Genomic DNA, 23,710 nt, shown 5'->3' on the forward strand with positions numbered 1-23,710 from the left:
CAACAAGCATCCCAAACCGGGCCTCCATTCAGCATGAAGGCCATCGTGAACCCGTTTCTCAGAAAGGGGTCGTTTTTGGCTGCCTGTCCCCCTTCCGAAGGGGTCACTTTTCCATGCCGCTTAACAGTGCTGGGCGTTGCGCTGTGCGGTCACGTCATCGGCCACGCACATTTCCCACCGCGCGCCGCCACGCTCATCGGTAATGGTGACATGGCGGGTGGCAATGGCGCGCGCGGTGCCGTTGTGGTCGCACAGGACCTGCTCTGCCGCCTGCGCGCCGCCTGCCGCGCGGCTGAGCAGCAGGTGGCCGATCTCGTCGGCATCGAACACATCATCGACCTTGCGTTCCAGCAGCAGGTCGCGCGTGCAGCCCATCATTTCCTCCGCCGCGCGGTTGACCAGCACGGGGTAATCATCGCGCGTGGAGCGCACGATCAAGGCGGAGGGAATGTTCTCGACAATGGTGTCGATGAACAGCTTGTCGCGCAAGATGCGTTTATTGGCCCGCTTCAGGTCTTCCGCCGCCGCCTTCAGCCCCGAGGCGGAGGCGAGGGCGTGGGAATGCGAGGCGTTGATCAGGTCCAGCGCCGAGCCGGTGCCGTGATAGCGCCCCGCCTTTGTCACGATATAGCCGCGCATGAGGTCGGAGGGCTGGGACATGAGCGCGCGCGCCGTAAACTCGGCAGAGGGAATGCCGGCATCGATCATGACCGGGCGATCATCCATCAGCAGCGCCACGGGGCGGCGGTTGAACAGCGCATGGCCAAACCGGCCCGATACCTTGAGGAAGAAGGCCTGCCGCTCCACCAGCCCCACCGGCGCGTCGTGCTGGTCCACCACCGCCACCAGCATCAGCGCCGGGTCATTGTGAAACAGTTCGAACAGGCGCTCGCCCAGTGCATCCGGCCCGATTACGGGGCCCTGGCAGGCGATATCGCCCATGGTCATGAAGGCCTGCCGGACTGGCGAAGCTGGCGGGGCTGCGATATCGTTCATCATGCAATGTTCCACAACCATTTCAAAGCGGAGGGGGCCATGCCCGCGCCAGCGTTCAACAGGCGCATGGCAGCCCGCCCTGCCAGCCCGCGAACCGGGGCCGCGTGCATTCGACGCATGGGCCCATCATGATGTCGCTCCGAACCGGCAGGTCATATTCATCATTCCTTAACCACGGCCCCTTCATCTAGCCGCCCCGCCTGCCCGCATGTGTTATGTTTTCAATACATTTTTATTATGTTTTTATGAACAGATGCCAAAAACACAGTATAAATCAGCGATTGATACAATATCGCGCTCCCGGCTCCCTTCCGGGCCGCCTTATTTGCGCCACGTCCCTGCCCCACGCTGGCCCGCGTAGCGGGGCAGACGACAGGGCACGCGACCCGTGCCACAATCGGGCACGATTGTTTGTATAAACGCCACCCTGCGCGCCTACGTTATATGCAGGCAGGCGCGAAAGCCCGCGCAGGATTGGTCAGGAACGAGAAAGAACCCATGAAGATAGCCCAGTGGATGCAGCATTCCGGCGTCGCGTTTGGAACGAGCGGCGCGCGCGGCCTTGTCAGCGCGATGAAGGATTCGGTCTGCTTCGCCTACACCGTAGGCTACCTGCGGCACCTGGCCAGCCTTGGCGAGTTCGCGCCGGGCGCGGCCGTGGCCATAGCGGGCGACCTGCGCCCGAGCACGCCGCGCATCCTGCGCGCCTGTGCCGCCGCGATCCGTTACATGGATGGCGTGCCGGTGTTTTGCGGTTACGTGCCCACGCCGGCTTTGTGCCTGCATGCGTTTGCGCATGGCATGCCCTCGCTCATGGTCACGGGCAGCCATATCCCGGCAGATCGCAACGGCATCAAGTTCAACCGCGCGCGCGGCGAGTTCCTCAAGCCTGACGAGGCGGCGATGCGCGAGCTGGATGTGAGCCTGCCCGAAGGCTGGTTCGATACCGAGGGCACGCTCACCGCGCCGCCCGACCTGCCCCCCGTGACCGACGTGGTGCCCGGCTTCGTGGCCCGCTACCGCGACTTTTTTGGCGCCGATGCGCTGGCGGGGCTGAAACTGGGCATCTACCAGCATTCCGCCGTGGGGCGCGACGTGCTGGTGCAGATTGTCGAGGCCCTTGGCGCCACCGCCGTGCCACTTGGCCGCATGGACAGCTTCATCCCCGTCGATACCGAAGCCGTCCGCCCCGAGGATGCCGCCCTCGCCCGCCAGTGGGCCGCCGATGGCACGCTGGACGCCATCCTGACCACTGATGGCGATTCCGACCGCCCGCTGCTGGCCGACCGGCATGGCGCATGGCTGCGCGGCGACGTGCTGGGCATTCTGGCGGCCCGTTTCCTGGCCGCCCGCGCCGTGGCGACGCCGGTCAGCAGCAACACGGCGCTGGAGCAGGCCGGGTTTGCCGATCAGGTGCAGCGCACGCGCATCGGCTCGCCCTACGTGGTCGCGGCCATGACGCAGGCGGCGGGCGATGGGCATGAACCATCGGTCGGGTATGAAGCCAATGGCGGCTTCCTGCTGGCAAGCCCGGTCATGCGCGGCGGGCGCACGCTGGCAGCACTCCCCACGCGGGATTCCGTGCTGCCCATGATCTGCGCGCTCGTGGCCGCGCGCGAGGCCGGCACCGACCTGGCCGGTCTTGTCGCCACCCTGCCCCGCCGCTTTACGCTGAGCGACCGGCTGAAGGACATGCCCATCGCGCAGAGCACCGCCCACATTGCCGCCCTGCGCCGCGACCCGGCGCACGGGGCGGACGCGCTGGGCCTGACCGGCGCCTGCGGCGCGCTGGCCCATGTGGATGAAACCGATGGCCTGCGCATGACCTTTGCGGGCGACGAGGTCATTCACCTCCGCCCCTCGGGCAATGCGCCGGAACTGCGCGTGTATGTGGAGGCCGAAAGCCCCGAACGGGCGGCGCAACTGTTGCACACCGGGCTTGAGGCCGTCAGCGCATGGCGCTGAACCCGCGGCCCGCGCAGCACTGAAGGCATGCGCCTGCCCATGGCGCGGGGCTTCCAACCCCGGGCATTCGGGACCACAATGGGGCCAGCCGTCATGACCCGATCTGGCGCATGACACACGCTTTTCCCTGCAATGAGCTGCCAGGACCCTCGCATGCCCCATCCCGATCCCCTGCCCGCGCCCCGCCCGTGGCGTCCTTACCGGCACGCCATGGCTGGCGCCCTGCTTGCCGCCCCGCTCATGATGGCCAGTGCCTGCGCCGCACGGGCCACAAGCTGTAGCGACCTTGCCCGCCACGCCCTGCCCGATGCCACCTTCACCACCGTTGAAACCGTAAAGGCGGGAAGCTGGCACGCCCCGCAGGACCAGCTCAGCCACATCATGTCCACGCCGGGCATGAACCTGGCCGGGCACCCGACCGAGGCCGCGAACCCCGCCTTCTGCCGCGTGGCCCTGACCCTGCACCCGACGGCGGATTCCCACATCCGCACCGAAATCTGGCTGCCGCTCAAGGGCTGGAACGGCAGGTTGCTGGGCGTGGGCAATTTTGGCTGGGCCGGTTCGCTCATGTATGACGGCATGGCCACGGGCATAAGTGAAGGCTATGCGGTAGCCAGCACCGATACCGGGCATGACAGCGCCACCCCCGAGGGCCAGGGCGGCCGCTTTACGCTGGGCCACCCCGAGAAAATGATCGATTACGCCTACCGCGCCGACCACCTGATGACGGTCGCGGCCAAGGCGCTGGTCAGGACATTCTATGGCCACGAGGCCACGCATGCCTACTGGATCGGCTGCTCGCTGGGCGGGCTTGAAGGGCTGATCGAGGCCAAACGCTACCCCGAGGATTATGACGGCATCGTAGCGGGCGCGCCGCCCAACCCGATTGTCAATTTCAATGCCGAACAGCTCTGGGCGGGGTGGATGAGCTATCATGACCCGGCGCTGCGCGTATCACACGACAAGTTCCGGCTGCTCAATGCTGCAGTGATGAATGCCTGCGCGCGGCCGGTGGGCAGGAAGCAGGGCTTTGTGGATGAACCGGATCGCTGCGCCTTCAGGCCCGAGCAAATCCTGTGCAAGACAGGCAGCAACACGGCCAATTGCCTGACCGCCGATGAAGTGCGCGCAGCCCGCAACATCTATCAGGGCCCCGTTGACCCGCAGACGCACACGGTCATCTTCCCCGGCCCGGCCAAGGGCAGCGAGGACGGTTTCTCGGCTGACGGCAAGGCTTTCCCCGTAGCGCTCGACCTGTTCAGATACGCAGCCTTCCAGAACCCGGACTGGGACTGGACCACCCTGAAATGGGATACCGACGTACAGGAGGCCACCCGCAGGCTCGGCCCGCTTTTGCACGTGGATGACAACCTTGCGCCCTTCCTGGCCCGTGGCGGCAGGCTGCTGCTCTATATCGGCTGGAATGACGGCCATAACCCCCAGCAGCTCGCCACCTACTACCAGGCCGTGCAGCGCCGCGCGGGCGCTGCCGGGCATGACGGGGTCAGGCTCATCACCATTCCCGGCATGGAGCACTGCCATGGTGGCGCCGGGTGCGACACCTTCAGCAAGCTTGGCGCAATCGACAACTGGGTCAGCCACGGGCAGGCGCCTGACATGATCGTGGCCGCCCGCGTTGAGGAGGGAAAGATCGTGCGCACCCGCCCGCTCTGCGCCTGGCCTGCCGTTGCGCGTTATGACGGGCAGGGCGACATGGATGATGCCCGCAGCTTTGCCTGTGTTACGCTAGGTGCGAACTGATTTTCAAAATGCTCCAGGGAACGGCGCCTTAAAAAAAAGGAACTATATACCTAGCTAGCCAAATTTCTCTTGGCGGAAGTCAAGGGCGTTGGCTAGTTAAATGTTATGAGTGAGAAGCCAGAAACCCTCAGTGTCTGACCGAAAATGAGTTGAGTGATTTCAGTGGATTATGATTCATGGGTTTGCGATAACCTGATGAGATCAAGATGGCCTGGACTGAAATCACCCGCGCGCAGTATCGCCGGGACGACCTGGAGTATGCAAGCGACCTTCGCGATGCGGAGTGGGCGCTGATTGCGCCTTTGATGCCCGAGAAGAAACGACTGGGGAGACCACGACGTACGGATTTGCGCCGGGTCATGGAGGCGATCCTCTATATCGTCACTACGGGTTGCCAGTGGCGACAATTGCCTCGTCATTTTCCCGCCTTCACGACCGTGCAGGGCTATTTCTACCGTTGGATCCGCGAGGGACGATGGGAAGCGATAAACCATATTCTCGTGATCCTGTCGCGTGAGCAGGACGGGCGAGACGCCACGCCTTCGGTAGGCATTATTGACAGCCAGTCGGTTAAAACTGCTGAAAACGGCGGTCCACGCGGTTATGACGCGGGCAAGAAGATCAGGGGCCGCAAGCGGCATATCACGACCGATACGCTGGGTCATGTCGTGGCAGCCGTCGTGCATCCCGCCGACATTCAGGATCGTGATGGCGCGCCGCTGGTAGCGACCAGAATACGCTCATTGTTTCCCTGGCTTCGCCATCTGATCGGTGACGGCGGGTATGCCGGCGAGAAGTTGCGTGGTGCGCTGGCTGAACTCGGCCGATGGACGATCGAGATCGTCAAGCGTAGCGATCGGGCCGAAGGCTTCGTCGTCCTGCCCAAACGCTGGATCGTGGAGCGCAGCTTTGCATGGCTCGGACGCTGCCGTCGCCTCACGAAGGATGTCGAGGCAACAATCTCGTCATCCCACGCGTGGTTGATGATTGCCCATATCCGCAGAGTTCTGCGAAAAATCAATCAAACCGCTTTCTGATTCAGGCTCTCAGCCTCTACCAGTTCTTCCAGCGATTCCCGGATGAGGAAGCCGCAAGGAAGTATTTTGAGGGTAATCGTTGGGGTGGAGAGGTTCACTGCCCACACTGCGGAAGTCTTTCGGTTGCTGAGGTAAAAAACCATAAGCCAATGCCTTATCGCTGCCGAGACTGCCGCCAGCATTTCAGCGTTCGCACTGGCACCGTATTGGCGGAATCCCGTTTACCTCTGCATAAGTGGTTAATGGCGATCTACATGATAACCACGGCACGCAAGGGTATTCCGTCAACACAGATGGCCCGTGAACTTGGAATCACGCAGAAATCAGCATGGTTCCTCGCTCAGCATATTCACGAAACCTGGCTTGGCGGACAAGATGGCGGCATGGGCTATCGTGTACAAGTTGATGAAACCGATGTCGGGGGACATGAAAAGAACAAGCACGCCAACAAAAAGTTGTGCGCCGGTCGTGGATCGGTTGGGAAGACCGCCGTTGCTGGTATCTGTTCCGAAACTGGTCAAGTTCGCGCCGTTGTGGTTGCGGACACCAAGGCTTCCACCCTCGGGGCGTTCGTTCGAGACCATGCCAATCCCGGCGCCACGGTCGTTACTGACCGGCACGGCGGTTATGTCAGCCTTGAAGCTGCTGGTTTCAACCATATCCGCATCAATCACTCGGTTGGCGAATATATCCGTGACATGGCTCAGACCAATGGGATCGAAAGCTTCTGGTCTATCCTGAAACGGGGCTATGTCGGCATCTACCATTATATGAGCACGAAGCACCTGCAGCGCTACGTCAACGAATTCTCGTTCGGCCATAACACGACGCATTCTGGCACCATGCAGTTCATCGACATGACGCTGGCCCGTTCAATCGGCAAACGCCTCACCTACAAGGGTCTAATCCATGCCTAACGACAAGAAGACTATAGAACCGATTGATGCAGCCTTTGATGATGTTGCCAAAGCTATGGTTGCATCTACAAAAGCAGGTGGCGCCGAGGCTCAGGTTCCGGTGGCTCTATACACTGGCGCGCTGCCAATAGGTGATGTTGAGCTTGATTGCGCTGTATTGGAGGATGGTACCCGCGTTTTATCAGAACGGGCGGTTCACCGCGCTTTCGGAAGCAAACGCGGCGGTTCGCATTGGAAGCGCATGAAGGAGAATGAGGGTGGCACCAACCTTCCGTCGTTTTTGTCGGCGAACAACTTAGCACCATTTATCTCGGCAACACTCGCGCATGATCTGGTTGAACCTATCCGCTATCGAATCAATGCTGGGGGTTCGGTAGCGAATGGAATAAGGGCAGAACTGCTTCCTGAAATTTGCGGGGTATGGCTCGCCGCGCGGCGTGAAGGTGTGCTTCATCCATCTCAGAGTCACTTGGCGCAACAGGCTGAAGTATTGATGGAAGCCTTCGCCAAGGTCGGCATCATCGCGCTTGTTGATGAAGCTACAGGTTATCAGCTTGATAGAAAGCACGATGCCCTCCGCTTGCTGCTCAACAAATATATAGCCGATGGCTTACAAAAGTGGCTCCACACATTCCCAGACACGTTTTTTGCCGAACTTGATAGGCTATATGGTAATCCCAGAACCAGTCCGAAGAGCCGACCTCAGTATTACGGGGGCTTCATCAATCGCTACATCTATGATCCAATCGAGAATGGCTATGTTAAAGCCGAATTGGACAAGCTGAATATTACCGATGAAGGGAAGCGCCGCGCACGCTTCCATCAATGGCTAACAGACGATGGGCGAACCATTCTTACAAGGCAGATCGGTCGCGTTGAAGGCGTCATGGAAATGTGCGCCGATATTGAGCATTTCAAAAAAGTTGCCGCTCGACAGAAAACTATATCGGTGGCGCCATATCTCTTCGACGAAATGAACCGGATTATTGACTAGGCGGTTACTTCAGGCGCCGATCACCTGACGATCTAACAAAATTTGGCTAGTTAGGTATATAGCCCCCCAAAAAGGCGGTACCCAAACTTCTGTTATTTCTCAGCAACCTTTTCAGTTTTTCAGAATGACCCATTCACCCTCGACCTTTTTGACCGGCAGGGTGGCCTCTCTCACATTGCCTTCCGCGTTTTTCAGCGTGATCTTGCACGAGTAGATGGAATCATCACCTTCCCCGGTGTGGCAATCGCTATCAACGACCTTGACCTGCGGGTTCTGCGACACGAGCGGGTTGGGGCGCCCGATCAGTTCCATGCTGAGGTGATTGGCCTGGTCCAGCTCCTGCTTCATGCTCTTGTCCAGCGCCGTCTGGATGTCGCTGGTCGAAGGGCCGCCGCAGGCGGTCAGCGCCAGAACGGGAAGCAGCACCAGGCCGCAGCGCAGGGATTTAATGGAAAAACGCATGGAGGGTTCTTTCACGGGCAGGAATTGAGGCCGTGCTTATGATAAAGCTGCCCGTAGATGTCAATAAACCAGGCTTTATGCCTGACCATCTGGCAGGCATTGGCCATTTCTTTATCAAGACCCGTGCCTCGATTAGCCACGCCCGAGCGGAGACCATGATGACAGCAGACCCCGAACGCACCCAAGCCGCCCAAGGCCGCCCGGAAAGCGATGATGCCCCCCTTCTCCCTGAAAGTAGTGGCAAGAAGGGATGGTTCAGATCAGGGATCGCCTCGGTGGCCGCGAGAACAGGCCGGGTCAAGGAAGGGGTGAAAGACTATTACAGAAGCGAGGCCTCGCAGGAGAAGATCCAGTGGCTGCGCAACAAGACCCTGTCCATCAGGGAGTCCGAACTGCTGGAAAAATATGGCCCGCTGATCGAACAGACCATCCGGCAGGTCGCCTCTTCCGCCGCGTTCGATATTCTGGCCGATGAACTGATCATCGCCCGGTTTGCCGATCTGGTCATCGCGCACCTGCCGCCGCATGCACAGCTTGTGTTGCGCAAGACCGGCATGGACAGGCTGCTGACAGCAGTCCTGTCACGCGCCAAGGCGCCGATCCTGCGCAGGATCGCGGCCATGCGCCTGCATGGCGTGCCCACCGCTGACACGCAGAAAGCCCAGCCGCTCGAGATTGAAGCCAGCCCGGCTACACCTTCGCCAGAAAAGACGCCGAAATAAAACAGCACTGTTCTGAAGCTTTTTGAAAAAAGCTTCACCAGAAACTTCTTTCAGTTTTTAAAATCAGGTGGGCAGGCGCATCAATACTGCGCCTGCCTTCATTTCAGGTGCTGCTTTTAAGCAGGCGCGCGGCCCGGCTCAGCGCCATGATAGGGAAGAACTGCCGGTACAGGTCATAGCGCAGCATGAACGCGCGCGAGAGTTCCGCACCCTGCTGCAGCCGGCTAGTCAGGGCCGGGTCATCGAGCTTGATGGTCTGCCCCACCCCGTAACCGGGGAAGCCGGTGCCGGTGAACTCCTTCTCGTCCCAGCGGCCATCGGGCTGCTGCAGGTCGATCAGGTAGCGGCAGCCGCGCACGATGGCCTCATGATCCTGCTTGCGGTTGGCCGCGATCAGCCCCATCAGCGCCCAGGCGGTCTGTGATGGCGTGGTCGGCCCGCGCCCGATGGAGGCGATCTCCATATAGGATGCGCAGCTTTCGCCCCAGCCGCCATTTTCCTGCTGGTGGGCCACGAGCCAGTCACACGCCTTGGCAATGTAGGGCTGGGTCATGTCCTCGCCAATGGCGGCAAGGGCGGGCAGCACTGCACCCGTGCCATACAGGTAATTGACGCCCCAGCGGCCAAACCATGGGCCATCGGCTTCCTGCTCGGCGCGGATATAGGCCAGCCCACGCTGGAGTGCAGGCATGTCGCGCGGCAGGCCCAGCACGCCGAATGCCTCGAGCACATGCGCGGTTACATCGACGGAGGGGGGATCAAGCGCCTCGCCAAAATCACAGAACGGGATCTTGGACAGCAGGGCCCGGTTGTTGTCCTTGTCAAACGCGCCCCAGCCGCCACAGGTGCTCTGCATGCCCACGAGCCAGTTCACGCCGCGGGTAATGGCGGCCTCGACGCCCCTGCCCTTCCATTCCTCCCGGTCGCGGCAGGCGGCGAGTGCGATCAGGGCCACGGCGGTATCATCGGTGTCGGGGTAGCGGTCATTGGCGTATTCAAACGCCCAGCCGCCGGGTTCGAGATCCGGCAGCTTGATCGACCAGTCACCCTTCACCCGCACCTGACGATCAAGCAGCCAGCCAAGGGCCTTGTCCATCTCGGGGGTGAAATCGGTCTCGGCATCGGCATCATGCAGGGCCATCAGCGCCAGCATGGTGTCCCATACCGGGCTGTTGGTGGCCTGCACCCAGCTTGCATCGCCACGGTCATAACGCCAGCCGGGATCATCAAGCGCTGCCAGCCCCTTGGCCATGACGGGGTGATGGAACTGGTAGTCCTCACCATGCAGCGCCATCAGGCCATAGACCCATGGCGGCTGGATGCCGCCCCAGCCGCCATCGGCATCCTGATGGCGGATGATCCATTCCAGCATGTGCCGGATCGCGGCCTCGCGCATGGTGTTGCGCTTGAGGAATTTCGTCTGCAGCCAGTGCAGCGCGCGATCGGTCTTGCGGAAGAAGGTGGCCCACAGGTCCTGCCCGTCACGCGGGGGCAACTCGTAATCGAAATTCTCGCGCCCTGCGGGAAAGAGCGCGTCAAGCCGGTCCTGCGGGCGCAGGGGGCGCGACGAGCGCCGCGCGGACAGGATGGCCAGCGGCACCAACGTTGCGCGCGCCCACTGCGCGAAATTGTAGATGGAGAAAACGAATTTATTGGGAAACCAGATGATTTCAGGCGGCAGGTTGGGCGTTTTTTCCCACGGCCATTCCCCGATCAGGGCCAGCCAGTAGCGGGTGAACACGCGCACGTTGCGCAGGCCACCCTTGCTTGCAATCCATGTGGCCGCCCGGCTCAGGGCGGGGTCATCGGCGGCATAACCCAGCGAGCGTAGGGCGGCGTAGGATTCGACGGTGGCGTTGATGTCGCCATTGCCCGCGCCGTAATAGATGCCCCATGAGCCATCCTCGCGCTGCATTTCCAGCAGGGCTTTGCCCAGGCGGGGGCGCAGGGGATGGTCCTCCAGGCCGAGGAACCACAGGGCCAGGCACCATTCGGCCTCCATCGAGGCGTTCGAGGCCACAGACCCCACCCAGTGGCCATCGGGCTTCTGCTGTTCCATCAGCCATTTGCAGGCGGCTGAGATCGTGTGCGTCAGGCTGTTGTCAATGCCCCTGAAAGCCGCCGCCGGAGCGGAATCGGGGCGGGATTCGGTCTTGTTGGAGCCGGAAGATCCGGCCTGCTTGCGTGAAGGGCGACTTTCGCTGTTCATTTCATCCATACCTGTGGGCGATATAATAGTCAGGGGCCTTGTCAATCCGTGCTGGCCTGCGCGGGCGTGACCAGTTGCTCAAAATCAGCGAAGACAGTTTCCCACTCCGCCTGATCCATTTCAATAAACCCTGTGCTGCGCAGAAAAAATGCCCCCTCGGCGGCAAAAAGCGCCGTGCGGGCCCGACGCGCCACGGCAGAAGCCGGATTACACACTTTGAACCAGCGTGCATACCACGCCCGCAGCCGGTGCAGGTGTTTGGGGGACTGCATGAGGGTAACGAGCATGCCCGCCATCCGGGCCTGCGTGGCCGCGTCAATCTGGCTGGCGACGACCACATAGGCGCGGGCCCGATCGGCGGCATCGGGGTTGCCAGGCATGTTCTGGCTGACCTGCGCATCAAAAGCCGCGATCCAGCGGTCGATCAGCGCGGTAATCAGGTCATCCTTGCTGCCAAAGCAGTATTGCAGCCCACCCTTGGTAATGCCCGCCTCACGCGCCACGGCATCAAGCGTGAGGGCGGCAGCGCCTTCGCGCTGCACGAGATGCTCGACACAATCGAGCACCCTGTCGCGGTCGATGGTTCTGGGGCGCGCCATGCGCGGGGTCTCCGTAGTTTCATTCCGTCCGGATGGAATTAAACCATGGTGGCCTGCCCTGCAAGCCATGCCCATGCGCCCGGCAAAATGCCGCCCTTAAAAAAAGGCGGCACCTGCAAGCCCATATTGTGCTCAGGCAGTGGTGAGCGAGGCCATATCGATCACAAAGCGATAATGCACATCGCCCCGGTCCATGCGCGCGAAGGCCTCGTTGATCTGTTGCATGGGCACGATCTCGCAATCGGGCAGGATGTTCTTGCGCGCGCAGAAATCGAGCAGTTCCTGTGTCTGGGGCAGGCCACCCACGGGCGAGCCCGTAATGCGCCGACGCCCCAGCACCAGCGGCAGCGAACTGAACGCGGGCACGGGGCCCAGATTGCCCACGATCACCAGCACCCCTTCCACATCGAGCAGGGCGACATAAGGCGAGACATCATGCGCGACGGGCACGGTGTCGATAATGACATCGAGCGAGGAGGCCCCGGCCTTCATGGCCTCATCAGAGGTGGAAACGATGACATGATCCGCCCCCAGCGCCTTCGCTTCCGCCGCCTTGGCGGCACTGCGCGTAATGACCGTGACGGTGGCGCCAAGCCCCGCCGCAAGCCGCACGGCCAGATGCCCCAGCCCGCCAATGCCCACCACGCCCACGCGGCTGCCTGGCCCCACATTCCATGTACGCAGCGGGGAATAGACGGTAATGCCCGCGCATAGCAGCGGCCCCGCGCGGGAGGGGTCAAGCCCTTCAGGCAGGCGCAGCACGAAGTCATCACGCACCACGATATGCTTGGAGTAGCCGCCATGCGTGGTTTCGCAGGTGAGCCGGTCGCGGCCGTTATAGGTCAGGGTCGGGACTTCGCGGCACATCTGCTGCTCGCCCCGGCGGCACTGGTCACATTGCTGGCAGCTATCGACAATGGTGCCCACGGCCACAGCATCGCCCACCTTGTGGCGTGTCACCTTCGGGCCAACGGCCACGACCTGGCCAATGATTTCATGCCCCGGCACGCAGGGGTAGCGCGTTGGGCCCCACTCCTTCCAGTCATCACGGCTCTGGTGCAGGTCGGAATGGCAGACGCCACAGTACAGGATTTCGAGGGCGACATCGTTATCACGCAGCGCCCGGCGCTCGAAGGCATAGGGTGCCAGCGGCGTTTTTGCATCACGCGCGGCATAACCAATGGTTTTCATGTTGTTCCACCCTGTTCAGACGATTGTTCTACTGCACGGGCACCGGCCAGAAGCCCTTCGCGCCAGCACGACGGCATGATGGACGCCCGCCAGACATGGGGCCTGAACCAGACATTCCCGCTTCAGGCCGCAGCCACCCCAGGCAGAAGGAATCTTTGAGGCCCTGCCGTGCCGGAGTTTGCAATAGTTCAGTCTTGCACTGATGCTTCAGGGCTGCAAGGCAGATGGCACCCCACCTTGGCAGCAGATCCTGCCGGAATGACATTCCGATTTACCCCCGTCTGTGCGGGGAACACGTATGGAGTGTGGGTTTGTTCGGTCACAGGCTTGATTCATCCCCGCGCATGCGGGGACCACTTTTCGTGAAACGCCCTGTTTTCCACCCCTTTCCACGCCGTCGTGGAATGGCTGTCGCGGTCAGGCCGGGTTGCGTGGGCGGGGCTGCTTCGGGGGCAAAGGAAACCAGGCGCAGGCATGGGGCGCGCAGGCGGCACAATTCAGAGCGTGGACTTTTGTTTCATCCACTTCGACCGGCTGGCCATTAATGCCCCGCAACGGCGCGAGCGCCTGCCAGGACCAGTGGGCCGGAACCTTTGCCTGGAAAGCGGGCGAGACCTTGCCAATATCATGCAACGCCACAAACAGGCCAAGCTGCCGACGGTCCAGCCCCAGCCGTGCTACCGGACCACAGCAACGCCACCGCCGCCACATCGGGCATATGCGCGACAAGCGGATGGATGGGCGCGCCCGTATTGCCGCCCTGATCCGCCGGGCGCGCCTTGCCCCATAAAAAGCGCAGCGTGTCGTGGGCTTCATTGACCATGCGCGGCCACCGGCTTCATCCATTTACGGGTATGGTCAGCACGGCGCCCGGGTTTTTGGTGGTTTTGGAAAGCTCCATCAGGATCTGCAGCATGGTGAACCCGAGCTTGCTGGGGAAATCAGTGTCGGATATATAGTAGAATTTGTTATTGTATTTTGTTGAGACAAAAGAAGTTTTTGGCCGCTCATTACTGACATGAACAAAAACGGTCGGCTTTGTATTGCGCCCGACCAAAATGATTTTGGGCAGGGTGCGCCCTGAATCAATATCTTCCTGCGGAACGTCGATCTGGTAGGCAATCTGCCCCATAACGCCCAGCATCGTGCGCGTAAGAAGCCGGACCTGGCCGCGTTGCGGCTTGCCGGCCCCGTAGATGACTTCCACGCGCTCGTCATTGGGGCCCATTGCAAAAAACCGCCGCGTCGCCTTCACGACTTCAGACAGGATCGGGTCGGTCGTTGAGGATACCGTCAGGAATACCCGATCAAAAGCCGGGGTCTTGCCTGGTATTTCCTCGCTATGTTCAAGCTGTATGCCGAGAAGGCCCGCAATCTGCAACCGGCGCAGGTCATAGAGCAGTTCAAAGAATTCGGGCGAGCCACGCCCAAGATCCCCCCCGATGGCGCCCGCGTTATTGATAAGATTGACCGACTGGACCGACAGGCGGAACAGGATATCTATGGGCAACCCCCCCATGGCCAGGGGCAGCAGGCTGCCGGGGGGCAGCGGGCGCAGGAAACTCTGCGCATAGGCATCGCCCGTAACGGGCTGGAATGTAAAGGTCGGGCTTTCCTGTATCTGCGCCCCGATTGTCCCTGCGGGCCTGATCGGGTTGGAGTCCGAGCCGACCCCGATGGAAATATTGCGCTGTAACTGGTAGCCGGAAATCAGCTGGGTCGTATCAAGGAAGCCGGGCGTGTCAGCATACCGCAAGCGTACGACATTAAGGAGGGTCTGCTGTTTGGAGGAACCAATCAGCGCCTGTGAATAGTCAAGTTGATCACGATCCAGTCTCTGGGAGCCAACGCCATAACATCCACTCAGCAATAAAATAAGCGGCACCACCATAATTTTTTTCATGACAACAGAACTCTGCATCCCTCAATACGACATATTACATGGAATTTAATTATTTTTTAATGATACGCGGGCACCTGACTTCATACACTGGCTACATTGCATTATATCATGATAACATGCGGTTTTCTTGAATTGTAACTATATTGATTTTTATCCGGGAATGGAAATAATCTTGCCTGCCATCATTTGATGAATATTTTCAATGATATAGAAAAATATCCAGCGCAATGTACTGGCAGGCAGACTGTATGATATTATTAAAATAATGTAAATTATACTGCCCCATCCACCCACGGGCATGGTCCTGCGTCGTGCATGAAAGCCGTTTTCTGCCAGGAGCATGCGGTATCATGAAATAGTGTATCAACCTGCCGGTGCCCCCATCATATCCTGTGCAGAAGGGACAATCTGGAGTAATGATAAGGATTGTGAGCGTTGTCCAAATCTCCCTTAAGGTATCTTGATATTATGCGTAAAAGCTTTTTTGCCTTTGTTCCGGCGCTTCTGCTGACGGGCCACGCGCATGCAACGGACGTGAAGCTTCCCGATGGAACACAGGCAAGCGCGACCGTTCAGACACCCTGCACAAGCGAGAGCTACAAGGAATACGAAACCTGCATTTCCGCCATCCTGAGCCTGCCCTCCAACCGTGGTGGTGATATCGACATCAGGGCAATCGAAACCCTGCTGCCCAAAGACATCCAGAAAGCAGCCATCATCAGCGGAATTACGGCGGCGCCGGTTGCGCCGATGACGGTGTCGTTAAAGCATTATGATGACAAGAATATTACCTGGCCCTCAACAGATACGCCACTCGACCACATCATCATTCCCAATAACGGCACCTATCAGGTCGCGCTCACGACAACTGATGGCGGAAAAACATGGGGCATGCGGATCATCATCGAACAGCCAGGATCGACCGATCAGTAAAATACAGGGCGGTCGGCATCCATCCCGTCGTCGCCCCTGCCTGTGCCTAAGGCGCTGTAGGTCCGATCGACATTCAGGCCATCCAGATCATGACTGAAACGAGGTGAACAAAGCCAAGGCAATGGATGGTGCCTCGGTCATATCGTGTAGCGAAGTGAAGTGCCTGAGGCGATTGCAGCAGCGCTCGATACGATTGCGCAGCCTGTAAGCCCTGGTATCGTGCGGGAATGATAATCTTGCGGGTGCGAGTACAAGGTATGATAGCCCCTGCGCCCATCTGAGCGACAGGGGCACGTAATGCAGTGCTGTCATAATGAAGCGCAGCGTATCGGCCAGCATATGGATCCTGGTGTCTTCAGACCACCTCTGAAACACCCCAGCGCCTGATCCCTGCTCCCTCTTTTCTGTTTGCCGCCTGCTGATGGGCGCGCACGATCGTTGAATCGAACATCAGATACTGATTGTCCCGATCGGCCGTCAGCATCTCGAAAATCCTGTCCCATACCCCGGCATGACACCATCTGCTGAAGCAACGATGCACCGTCTTCCATTTGCCATACCGCTCAGGCAGGTCCTTCCAATGCGCGCCAGAGCGTAGAATCCAGAGGCAGCCGTTCACGAACAGGCGCTTATCCGTCCCGCTGCGGCCTGCATCCCCAACTTTGCCCGGGAGCAGAGGCGCAATCCGTTGCCATTGTGCTTCACTCAACTCGTACCGCTTAATTCTCGTCCCATATTCCGTGCTTTGACACGGGGCTCAGTGAAACATCCGTTCCACAAAAAGAAAGTCCTGAATATCGATCGGCCCCAGGCCGTGCCCCCGACGAAGGCAGCACCTGTTATGGCAAACAGGTGTGCCCAGATGCCGGAGGACAGGCCAGTCTGCGCCAGTCCCAGCGTCGCGCTGTAACCGGCAAGTGCTGCCGGTATAGCGAAGATCAGTGCCAGCATCATCCTGAACCAGACGACTGCAACCAGCGCAAACGCCATCTGGCCTGCAAGCAGTGTCGCAACGCCTGCAATGAATCCTGTCACGATGGCGCCGACCGCGCCACCGTCGGCGTGGATGGCATGCAGGAAGGCGACCACGCCAATGGCGAAAGGCAGGGCATAGATGGCAAGGGTGAAGACCAGCCAGCACAGCAGGCCGACGCTGGCGACGCAGAGGAAGGGTGCGACAACAAGCATGGTGCGATCTCCGCTGGACACGGCTGAACGATCGCGTCTGCCACCACCACCTTGACGCAGCGAAACTATAGCCGAATTCGGCGGAGGCCGTCACGTTGAAAACATGGCGCGCTGCAGGTCATGTTCGCGTCATGCGGATCCGTCCCTAATGATGCAGGAAACCCATGCCGGTCTGCATGGCGGTATGCAGCACATCCGACCAGATGCCTCCTCCTCCACCGCCCGGACCGCCCCGGCCACCTCCTGGTGGACCGCCGGTTTCTGATCCGTCGGTAACGGGCAGGCCATCATCGTCTAGGGGTTGCCGGTGCTCGGCACATCCGGAGAGACAGCAGAAACAGCCAAGGATCGCCATGAAACGGGATACCGTACACGCCATTCAATCCGGTCCGCCGATCTGAATTTTTGATACATCCACGTCTTCATGCACGTTTGCGGGTGGTGTTCCGCCCTGCCCCTGCCCTTCGCGTGGGCGGGGTGGCGGACCGCAGCGGGTGGCAGAGCGGTCCATATCCGGTGGAGGCCTCCTGTGGCTCCCGAAGTCATCATCGGGCGGCCCATCGCCGCCCATGCCCCCGCCCATCATGCCGCCGGGTCCACCACCCGGCATCATGCCCGACATACCGCCGCCGGGACCAAAGCCGCCCCCGAAACCCTCTGTCATGCCACCATGAAATCTGCCCCCCATATCGGGGCGTCCTCCCGGTGGCGGCCCCCTTCGACAGGTGGTGTCATGATCATGGCCCTGTCCATGACAGGCCCCCAGCGCGAGAGGCAGTAACAGGCAGAGGGATGCGGGAAGCTGGCGGATGGGAAGCATTCGTTTTCAACAGTCATCAGGAAGGAGCCAGAACATTATCGGGCTGTCCGTCCCGATATCCGTTACGAAGTTTTATTTAATGATTCCGACTGTATGGGCCGCATGACAGGTCCTGATACGGAACCGTCATGCGGCTATGAAAACGATGGCGCCTACACGCCACCGCTGCCGAATTTCCAGACCGGAATTCCGAGTTTTCTGGCCTTGTCAGCAAGGTTTTCCTGAATGCCGGTGCCCGGAAAAACGAGGACACCGATCGGCATGACGTTCAGCATGGCATCGTTACGTCGGAAGGGCGCCGCCTTGGCGTGTCTGGACCAGTCGGGCTTGAAGACGATCTGTGTGACCTTGCGGTGTTCAGCCCAGCGGGCCGCAATCAGTTCGGCACCCCGGGGTAAGCCTCCATGCAGCAGGACCATGTCAGGATGCCGACCGCGCACCCGATCGAGACGGTCCCAGATCAGCTGGTGGTCATTGAAGTCCAGGCCACCGGTAATGGCCACTTTCGGACCTGGAGGGACCAGAAGTTCGGTGTCAGCCCTGCGACGGGCATGCAGGAAATCCCTGCTGTCGACCATCGTGGCGGTCATGGTGGGGCGACTGACCAGCGAGCCGTGTCCGGGGCGCCAGGACGAACCGGTATGGCGTTCAAAGAGATCGGCAGCATGATCGCGGAAGATCTCGTAGGCATTGCGTCGTTCGATCAGGGTCTGGCCCTCGGCCAGCATGCGTTCGAGTTCGACCGAGCGGATCTCGCTCCCATCCTGCTCCCGCTGCGCCTGCTTCTGCGCCTGTTCGTTCCGGTCCAGTTCACGCTCGACCTGCGCCACCGTGCGGTGGAAGACATTCACCATGGACCAGAGCAGGGTTTCAAGATCGGGTTCCAGACGGGTTTCACTCAGCGTCGCCACCATGGCGTCAAAGATATCGGCCACTGCGCCGCCAATGGTGCTGGCTTCCGGTAACGGCCTGGCGTCGGGTTCGTCTTCGAAAGGGCGATAGCCGTAGAGCTGGAGCTCAGTAAGGACATGATCTGTCGGTGACGATGCGTGAGCGGGTTCGAAGCTGTCATCCTGCGTGCGGGTCATGAGGGGTCTCTCCGGTTTCAGTCGGCCGCGCCCATCGCGGCCTTCCCGGGGGCGGATTGCGGCGGTCGGGACAGGCCGGAACCGCGCTCGCGCGGCCGTAGCAACGCGGAGGATGACCGGTGGCGGCTATTTTGTTTCGCGATGTAAAGCGCGGCTGGCCGCGCGACGGAAAATAGTTGCCACCGGGCATTGCAGGCCCGGCCCGGCTGTCGCCCGCTCCCCTCCTGGAAGGCCATGGGCGCGCCCTGCCGAACGGGGAAGCCTTGACCTGACCATGCGAGATGATGAGGATTCCGGCCTGTAGCGCTACCGAACGGTTATCAGACCGTACCGTCCATGAGAGGTGCCACGTCCTGCGGAGCAAGCTGCGGACGCAGGACCGACCGGAGCGCACCGCGACCAAGATGGCGGAGATCATCGTTGAAATCTGCAAGCCGGGGCGAAAGCACGATCGCCTCGATCCCGACAGCCTGTGCCCGCTGGCACAAGGCTTTCGCCGTATGGTCGCCTGCCGGGTCGTCATCACGGATAACATAAAGACGCCTGAGCAAGGCCGGGAATGCAGAGGCCGCGAGGTGGGCGGATGACAGGCAGGCCGCCAGGGGCAGTTGCGGCAAGACCATGCCGATCGATAGCACCGTCTCGATCCCTTCACCCATAGCCATGACGCCGGATGCCGCGCCAAAACGGACCGCATGGCCCAGCAGTTGTCCCATCGCCCGTCGTGGCGTTTTGACTGGCGCTTTCCCCTCCCCGTCCGGTGACAGCCATGTGCGATGCACACCGGTCAGCCTGCCGTCCAGATCGGTGACTGCAGCAATCAGGGCAGGCCATGTTTCGGTGGAACCGCCATCATCTGCCTGATAATAGCAGCGCGGATGAAAACGCAGGGAAGCGGTTTCGTGCAGTTCCGTAATGCCGCGTTTACGCAGATACGTTTCCACGATTGTGCCCGTAATCGGCCTGCTCATGGCAAACAGCCGACGGGCCGCCTCCGTTGACCCTGTCGCGCCACCATTACGGGAAAAGGAAGACGAGCCGTCCGGAGAAGGCGGCGATGAAAGATGTGCCGGTGGCAGGCTCAGGAAATGGCGCGCTTCATCCGCCACGTCCCGGAAGTCTGTCAGGCCCCGCGCCTCGCGGATGATGTCAAGCAGGTCGCCATGTTCGGCGCTGGCGGCATCAGTCCATTTACCAGCCGCGCCTTTTCCCTCTGCGCTGCCCTGTAGCCGGACAAACATGGAGCGACCCGGGGTGTTACGCGCGTCGCCAACCAGCCAGTAATTACCCTGCCTGCGTCCCGCAGGCAGATAATGCCGACAGACTGCTTCGGCCTGCCCGGCAAGACGGCGGGCAAGGTCGGCCGCATCGTGCTGGTGCATCATGTCTCCTGAGAACATCATGGTTGAAAGGGACTGCGTTACCCAGATTCCTCGAGGCCACGCAGGATGGAAGCGTATTGGCTTCTGAATGTAAAAACCGGCGGCCATGGGCTAAAAAATGGACGGTTGTTCCCTGTCAACCGGTGGCCGTCAGCCAGCCTGCGACAGTCTGTTGCTTGTGCCATGCCTGATTTTGGCCATAACGGGTGATCAGAAGACCGCATTTTTTGCCGTTAGAAAGGACATCATCATGAAGGTTTCGGATCTCGTCGAGATCGTGGCCGCCGAGGCTGACCTGAGCAATGCCGACACCCGCAAGGTCATCGACGCAGTGGTCGAGGCCATGACCCAGGCTGCGATCAGGGGCGAGGAAGTGACCCTGCCGAACTTCGGCAAGTTCAAGGTCAAGGATGTACCAGCCCGGGAAGGCCGTAATCCGGCGACGGGTGCCACGATCCAGATCGCGGCTTCACGCAAGCTGGGCTTTACCCCGGCCAAGGCGCTCAAGGACGCGTTGAACGGCGGGAAATGAACGTCCCCTAAGAAGGATCGGCTTGCATCTGGCAGGGGCGATCTTTATCTTACACCTGTCTTACAATGGAGACAGGTGATGCCAGCCGATCCCCTCACCACAACCGTCTCGACCAAGGGGCAGGTGATCCTGCCCAAGGCCCTGCGCGAACAGTTGCACTGGCCCGCCGGAACACGGCTGGTGGTTGAAAACACCGAAGCTGGCGTCCTGCTTCGTCCGCTGCAGGAAGCTTTCGCGGCCACCCGGCCCGAAGATGTATTTGGCAGCCTTCCGCCCACAGGCGGCCCGAAATCGATTGATGAGATGCAGGCAGGTCTGGACGCGGAAATCAGGAAACGCCATGCGCGCGGTCGATACTAACATTATCGTCCGCTACCTGACGGGCGATGATCCGAAACAGGCCGAAAAGGCGCGTGCGGTGGTCAACGGGGAGTTGGTCTTCGTGCCACGCACCGTCGTGCTGGAAACCGAATGGGTTCTGCGCGGGGTGTATGACATGCCGAAGAACAGGGTGATCCCGGCCCTGCGCGCCTTTGCGGGCCTGCCCACGGTCACGGTCGAGGATGCGACGCTTGTGGCCCAGGCCTTCGATTGGGCGGAAGCGGGCATGGACTTTGCGGACGCGCTCCATCTTGCCGCGGCAAAGGGCTGCAGCGGTTTTGCGACATTCGACAGGCGTTTCATGCGCGCGGCCACCAAGGTTGGCACGCTGTCGGTCAGCGTCCCCTGATCCGCTTTTACGTTTTTCCGGCAATGGTATCCTCCAGCCATCCGTAAGTGGCAATCCATGCCACCGTCTCCCTGCTTCCCAGATCAATGACGTGCGCACCGCCTCCGAAGGCGTTCACGCGCGGGCGTGTGCAGGTATTGGCCCATTGAAAGCCCCAGCGGCCAGTGAGCCGGAATTTATGGGCGCAGCGCAGGACAAAGACGACCACCTGGGCGGGATCACCCGTCCTATCGTCCCGAATCCACAGCCTGCCGGCTCCATGGGCAGGTTCTACCGAGACGGCAAACGGTATCCCCCCTGCGTCATCGATCTGGTACTCGGCCAGCAGATCCAGATAGATCGTCATCGCGCGGGCAGCGTTGCGTGCGGAACCGACATCAAGAACGCACGAGAAATGCGTAAAGAAGTCCGCCATGGTCTGTCTCCATGAAAACGCAGAAGCCCGGCGCAGGGCCGGGCCTGGTGAAACCACATGGTTCATCTCGGAACGTATCAGGTCACTTTTTCCATCAGCTTGCGTGCCCTGCCCTCCAGATCCAGCCGTGTGTCCTGGTTGGTCTTCGTCCGCGCCAGCGCCGTTATCCCCTGCACGAAATCGAACATGCTCTCGGGCTTGCGTCCCTCCTCGTGCAGCACGGTTTCGATGATCTTGCTGGTTTCCGGTTTCGAGAACCCGCGACGACGCAGGAAACTTTCTCGATCCTCGTCATTCTTCGCCACCAGCGCACGGCGTGACGTTTGGATACCGGAGACGAACGAGGCCGGGCTGGCCGTGGCGAAATTTCGCAAGGCCGGTGTGGCCTGATGCACGAAACGGGATGCAGCAAACTTGCTATGCCGGATCGTGATCTGTTCGAAATTTTCGACGCCCCACAAAAGGCGGTTTTGACACACCCCGCGCAGATAGAATGACGCAATGCCAAGGCTCTTGCTGCCGACCTCGCTGTTCCAGGCATAGAAGCCCCGGAAATAGAGATCGGGGTCGCCATTGGGCAGGCGGCCCGCCTCAATCGGATGCGTATCATCGACCAGGAACAGAAACACATCCCTGTCTGATGCATAGAGCGTGGTGGTTTCCCTCGTGATGTCGACATAGGGATTATGGGTCATGGTCGCCCAGTCGATGACACCCGGCACCTTCCAGTTGGTATCGCCCGTACCGTCACCGGCGATCTTGCGCACCGCACCGACCAGTTCATGGTCCCAAATGCGGCCGTAATCGGGACCGGTCACGGCGCGCAGTTCCACGCGGCCGTCCTCGGTTTCCAGCGTTTTCACCAGTTCTGTGCAGTGCGACAGCAGCCCGTGCTGGAGATTGATCGCCGCCAGAGGCGCGGGGAGATTGCGCAGGTACGACGAGGGTGCCCCTACCAGACTGCACATCTGGCCGAACGACCAGTGGGTCGGTGCGATCGGATCACTCTGCCCCGGCACGGTCAGGGCCAGACGCTCGGCATTGTCGCGGGATGCTTCCACGCGGATGGCGCGGCTCTCCACCGTGCGGGCCGTAGCCCGATCCGCCCGCGCCAGTGTGGCGGCGTGCAGATCGGACAGCGACAGGTAACGCTCGTCATCGGGGCGCGAGAACCACTCGGACGAAACGCGGGCGCTACGCTCCCCACGCGAAGGATCGATCCGGAAGCCGCCGGACGCGGTGCCACGGGACGCAGGGGGCAGGATGGTGGTTGTGGTCATGGAAAACTCTCCTCTGATGCCGGTTATTCGGTAATCCCCCCATTTTTAGTGGGGCATTGAATGAGAATTCAGGCAGCTGTTTTTAGTTTCTGGGCGGGGGTTAGCCCGCTGTTCCCCATGTTGGGTCTGTCATGGTTATATGTCCAGAGCCATTGTGTTGCGACCTCCTGCACGTCCTGAATGCTTTCAAACAAATACTGCTCCAGCCATTCCTGCCGGACAGTTCTGTTGTAGCGTTCAATATAGGCGTTCTGCTGCGGATTACCCGGTTGCGTATAGATCAGGGTAATCCCCTGTTTTTCGGCCCATGAAACCAACGTATGACTGACATATTCAGGGCCATTATCCATTCGGATGGCTTCTGGCCTGCCACGCCACTCCATAACCTGTTCCAGACAGCGGACAACCCGACAGGCTGGCAGGGAAAAATCAACCTCGATCGCCAGTCCTTCACGATTGAAGATGGGGTGGACGGCCTCCATGCGGCATCAATGTGCCATGCTGGGGTCGGAATGACCATTCAGAGGAGACCGCCCGGATGAAAATTACCATGATCGGCCTGGATATCGCCAAGTCCGTTTTTCAG

24 protein-coding genes and 2 pseudogenes are annotated in these 23,710 nt (G+C 60.5%); 11 read left to right on the top strand and 15 right to left on the bottom strand.

From position 1 onward, the window contains the following. Nucleotides 1–120: 120 nt before the first annotated feature. Entirely contained in the window at nt 121–999 is an 879-nt protein-coding gene (locus OQZ28_RS15565) for a PAS domain S-box protein (protein WP_458136608.1), read from the bottom strand. A gap of 513 nt (nt 1,000–1,512) precedes the next feature. Between OQZ28_RS15565 and OQZ28_RS15570 the strand changes: the two genes are divergently transcribed. From OQZ28_RS15570 to OQZ28_RS15590, 5 genes are all read left to right on the top strand, one after another. Continuing rightward, a complete protein-coding gene (locus tag OQZ28_RS15570; RefSeq protein WP_458136621.1) occupies nt 1,513–2,961 on the top strand; it encodes a phosphomannomutase in 1,449 nt (482 codons plus the stop codon). Nucleotides 2,962–3,114: 153 nt separating this feature from the next. After that, nucleotides 3,115–4,722 carry a tannase/feruloyl esterase family alpha/beta hydrolase gene (locus OQZ28_RS15575; protein WP_458136609.1) on the top strand — a complete coding sequence of 536 codons (1,608 nt, stop codon included), beginning with the start codon at nt 3,115–3,117 and terminating at the stop codon, nt 4,720–4,722. Between the two features lie 206 nt (nt 4,723–4,928). Beyond that, complete coding sequence (locus OQZ28_RS15580; RefSeq protein ID WP_035366909.1) at nt 4,929–5,759, top strand: IS5-like element IS1032 family transposase; 831 nt, start codon at nt 4,929–4,931, stop codon at nt 5,757–5,759. Then, nucleotides 5,699–6,676 carry an IS1595 family transposase gene (locus tag OQZ28_RS15585; RefSeq protein WP_458136622.1) on the top strand — a complete coding sequence of 326 codons (978 nt, stop codon included), beginning with the start codon at nt 5,699–5,701 and terminating at the stop codon, nt 6,674–6,676. The genes OQZ28_RS15580 and OQZ28_RS15585 overlap by 61 nt, the downstream gene beginning before the upstream one ends. Next, the gene (locus OQZ28_RS15590) at nt 6,669–7,670 is read left to right on the top strand and encodes a P63C domain-containing protein (RefSeq protein ID WP_458136610.1); all 1,002 of its coding nucleotides are present in this window, start codon (nt 6,669–6,671) and stop codon (nt 7,668–7,670) included. The genes OQZ28_RS15585 and OQZ28_RS15590 overlap by 8 nt, the downstream gene beginning before the upstream one ends. Before the next feature lie 111 nt (nt 7,671–7,781). On the opposite strand, the gene OQZ28_RS15595 is transcribed toward OQZ28_RS15590, so the two are convergent. Further along, nucleotides 7,782–8,132: a hypothetical protein gene (locus OQZ28_RS15595; protein ID WP_130731709.1), complete on the bottom strand. Its 351-nt coding sequence runs from the start codon at nt 8,130–8,132 to the stop codon at nt 7,782–7,784. 155 nt (nt 8,133–8,287) lie between these two features. On the opposite strand from OQZ28_RS15595, the gene OQZ28_RS15600 reads away from it, so the two are divergent. Further along, nucleotides 8,288–8,854 carry a hypothetical protein gene (locus tag OQZ28_RS15600; RefSeq protein ID WP_458136611.1) on the top strand — a complete coding sequence of 189 codons (567 nt, stop codon included), beginning with the start codon at nt 8,288–8,290 and terminating at the stop codon, nt 8,852–8,854. Between the two features lie 103 nt (nt 8,855–8,957). Here the strand turns inward: OQZ28_RS15600 and shc are convergent, their stop codons facing one another. The 6 genes from shc to OQZ28_RS15630 all read right to left on the bottom strand — a co-directional run bounded on the left by shc (nt 8,958) and on the right by OQZ28_RS15630 (nt 14,756). Further along, nucleotides 8,958–11,063 carry a squalene--hopene cyclase gene (shc, locus tag OQZ28_RS15605; protein WP_458136612.1) on the bottom strand — a complete coding sequence of 702 codons (2,106 nt, stop codon included), beginning with the start codon at nt 11,061–11,063 and terminating at the stop codon, nt 8,958–8,960. A 41-nt stretch (nt 11,064–11,104) separates the two neighbouring features. Then, a complete protein-coding gene (locus OQZ28_RS15610) occupies nt 11,105–11,662 on the bottom strand; it encodes a TetR/AcrR family transcriptional regulator (protein WP_130731712.1) in 558 nt (185 codons plus the stop codon). Nucleotides 11,663–11,794: 132 nt separating this feature from the next. Continuing rightward, nucleotides 11,795–12,853 (bottom strand): NAD(P)-dependent alcohol dehydrogenase, encoded by a 1,059-nt coding sequence (locus OQZ28_RS15615; RefSeq protein ID WP_130731713.1) that lies wholly within the window; start codon nt 12,851–12,853, stop codon nt 11,795–11,797. A 417-nt stretch (nt 12,854–13,270) separates the two neighbouring features. Further along, on the bottom strand, nt 13,271–13,564 hold the full coding sequence (locus OQZ28_RS15620) for an HD domain-containing protein (protein ID WP_458136613.1): 294 nt from the start codon (nt 13,562–13,564) through the stop codon (nt 13,271–13,273). Next, nucleotides 13,479–13,676: an HD domain-containing protein gene (locus tag OQZ28_RS15625; protein ID WP_458136614.1), complete on the bottom strand. Its 198-nt coding sequence runs from the start codon at nt 13,674–13,676 to the stop codon at nt 13,479–13,481. Before OQZ28_RS15625 ends, OQZ28_RS15620 begins: the two co-directional genes overlap by 86 nt. A 15-nt stretch (nt 13,677–13,691) precedes the next feature. Further along, complete coding sequence (locus OQZ28_RS15630) at nt 13,692–14,756, bottom strand: hypothetical protein (RefSeq protein ID WP_130731715.1); 1,065 nt, start codon at nt 14,754–14,756, stop codon at nt 13,692–13,694. 435 nt (nt 14,757–15,191) lie between these two features. On the opposite strand from OQZ28_RS15630, the gene OQZ28_RS15635 reads away from it, so the two are divergent. Continuing rightward, nucleotides 15,192–15,689, top strand: coding sequence for a hypothetical protein (locus tag OQZ28_RS15635; protein WP_458136615.1), 498 nt, complete (start codon nt 15,192–15,194; stop codon nt 15,687–15,689). 73 nt (nt 15,690–15,762) lie between these two features. Here OQZ28_RS15635 and OQZ28_RS15640 read toward each other — a convergent pair. Further along, nucleotides 15,763–16,413: pseudogene (locus OQZ28_RS15640) on the bottom strand (IS5 family transposase). Continuing rightward, nucleotides 16,395–16,877 carry a hypothetical protein gene (locus OQZ28_RS15645; protein ID WP_458136616.1) on the bottom strand — a complete coding sequence of 161 codons (483 nt, stop codon included), beginning with the start codon at nt 16,875–16,877 and terminating at the stop codon, nt 16,395–16,397. The pseudogene OQZ28_RS15640 and the gene OQZ28_RS15645 overlap by 19 nt, the downstream one beginning before the upstream one ends. Nucleotides 16,878–17,406: 529 nt before the next feature. Here OQZ28_RS15645 and OQZ28_RS15650 point away from each other — a divergent pair. Further along, nucleotides 17,407–17,658 (top strand): hypothetical protein, encoded by a 252-nt coding sequence (locus OQZ28_RS15650; RefSeq protein ID WP_458136617.1) that lies wholly within the window; start codon nt 17,407–17,409, stop codon nt 17,656–17,658. A gap of 191 nt (nt 17,659–17,849) precedes the next feature. Here OQZ28_RS15650 and OQZ28_RS15655 read toward each other — a convergent pair whose 3' ends face one another. Next, complete coding sequence (locus OQZ28_RS15655; protein WP_458136618.1) at nt 17,850–18,785, bottom strand: DUF2493 domain-containing protein; 936 nt, start codon at nt 18,783–18,785, stop codon at nt 17,850–17,852. 320 nt (nt 18,786–19,105) lie between these two features. Then, nucleotides 19,106–20,167, bottom strand: coding sequence for a DUF7146 domain-containing protein (locus OQZ28_RS15660; RefSeq protein WP_458136623.1), 1,062 nt, complete (start codon nt 20,165–20,167; stop codon nt 19,106–19,108). A 250-nt stretch (nt 20,168–20,417) separates the two neighbouring features. Between OQZ28_RS15660 and OQZ28_RS15665 the strand changes: the two genes are divergently transcribed. The 3 genes from OQZ28_RS15665 to OQZ28_RS15675 all read left to right on the top strand — a co-directional run bounded on the left by OQZ28_RS15665 (nt 20,418) and on the right by OQZ28_RS15675 (nt 21,429). Continuing rightward, on the top strand, nt 20,418–20,699 hold the full coding sequence (locus OQZ28_RS15665; protein WP_087608829.1) for an HU family DNA-binding protein: 282 nt from the start codon (nt 20,418–20,420) through the stop codon (nt 20,697–20,699). A 78-nt stretch (nt 20,700–20,777) separates the two neighbouring features. Continuing rightward, the gene (locus tag OQZ28_RS15670) at nt 20,778–21,059 is read left to right on the top strand and encodes an AbrB/MazE/SpoVT family DNA-binding domain-containing protein (RefSeq protein ID WP_217420277.1); all 282 of its coding nucleotides are present in this window, start codon (nt 20,778–20,780) and stop codon (nt 21,057–21,059) included. Further along, nucleotides 21,040–21,429 (top strand): type II toxin-antitoxin system VapC family toxin, encoded by a 390-nt coding sequence (locus tag OQZ28_RS15675; RefSeq protein WP_458136619.1) that lies wholly within the window; start codon nt 21,040–21,042, stop codon nt 21,427–21,429. The genes OQZ28_RS15670 and OQZ28_RS15675 overlap by 20 nt, the downstream gene beginning before the upstream one ends. A 7-nt stretch (nt 21,430–21,436) precedes the next feature. Here OQZ28_RS15675 and OQZ28_RS15680 read toward each other — a convergent pair whose 3' ends face one another. The 3 genes and pseudogenes from OQZ28_RS15680 to OQZ28_RS15690 all read right to left on the bottom strand — a co-directional run. Next, nucleotides 21,437–21,844, bottom strand: a complete 408-nt coding sequence (locus OQZ28_RS15680; RefSeq protein ID WP_010510542.1) for a hypothetical protein — start codon at nt 21,842–21,844, stop codon at nt 21,437–21,439. Nucleotides 21,845–21,921: 77 nt separating this feature from the next. Next, nucleotides 21,922–23,124, bottom strand: coding sequence for a DUF932 domain-containing protein (locus OQZ28_RS15685; protein ID WP_458136620.1), 1,203 nt, complete (start codon nt 23,122–23,124; stop codon nt 21,922–21,924). 68 nt (nt 23,125–23,192) lie between these two features. Beyond that, a pseudogene (locus OQZ28_RS15690) lies at nt 23,193–23,585 on the bottom strand (integrase core domain-containing protein); the annotation flags it as partial. Between the last annotated feature and the right edge of the window lie 125 nt (nt 23,586–23,710).

Source organism: Komagataeibacter sp. NFXK3 (assembly GCF_054182245.1).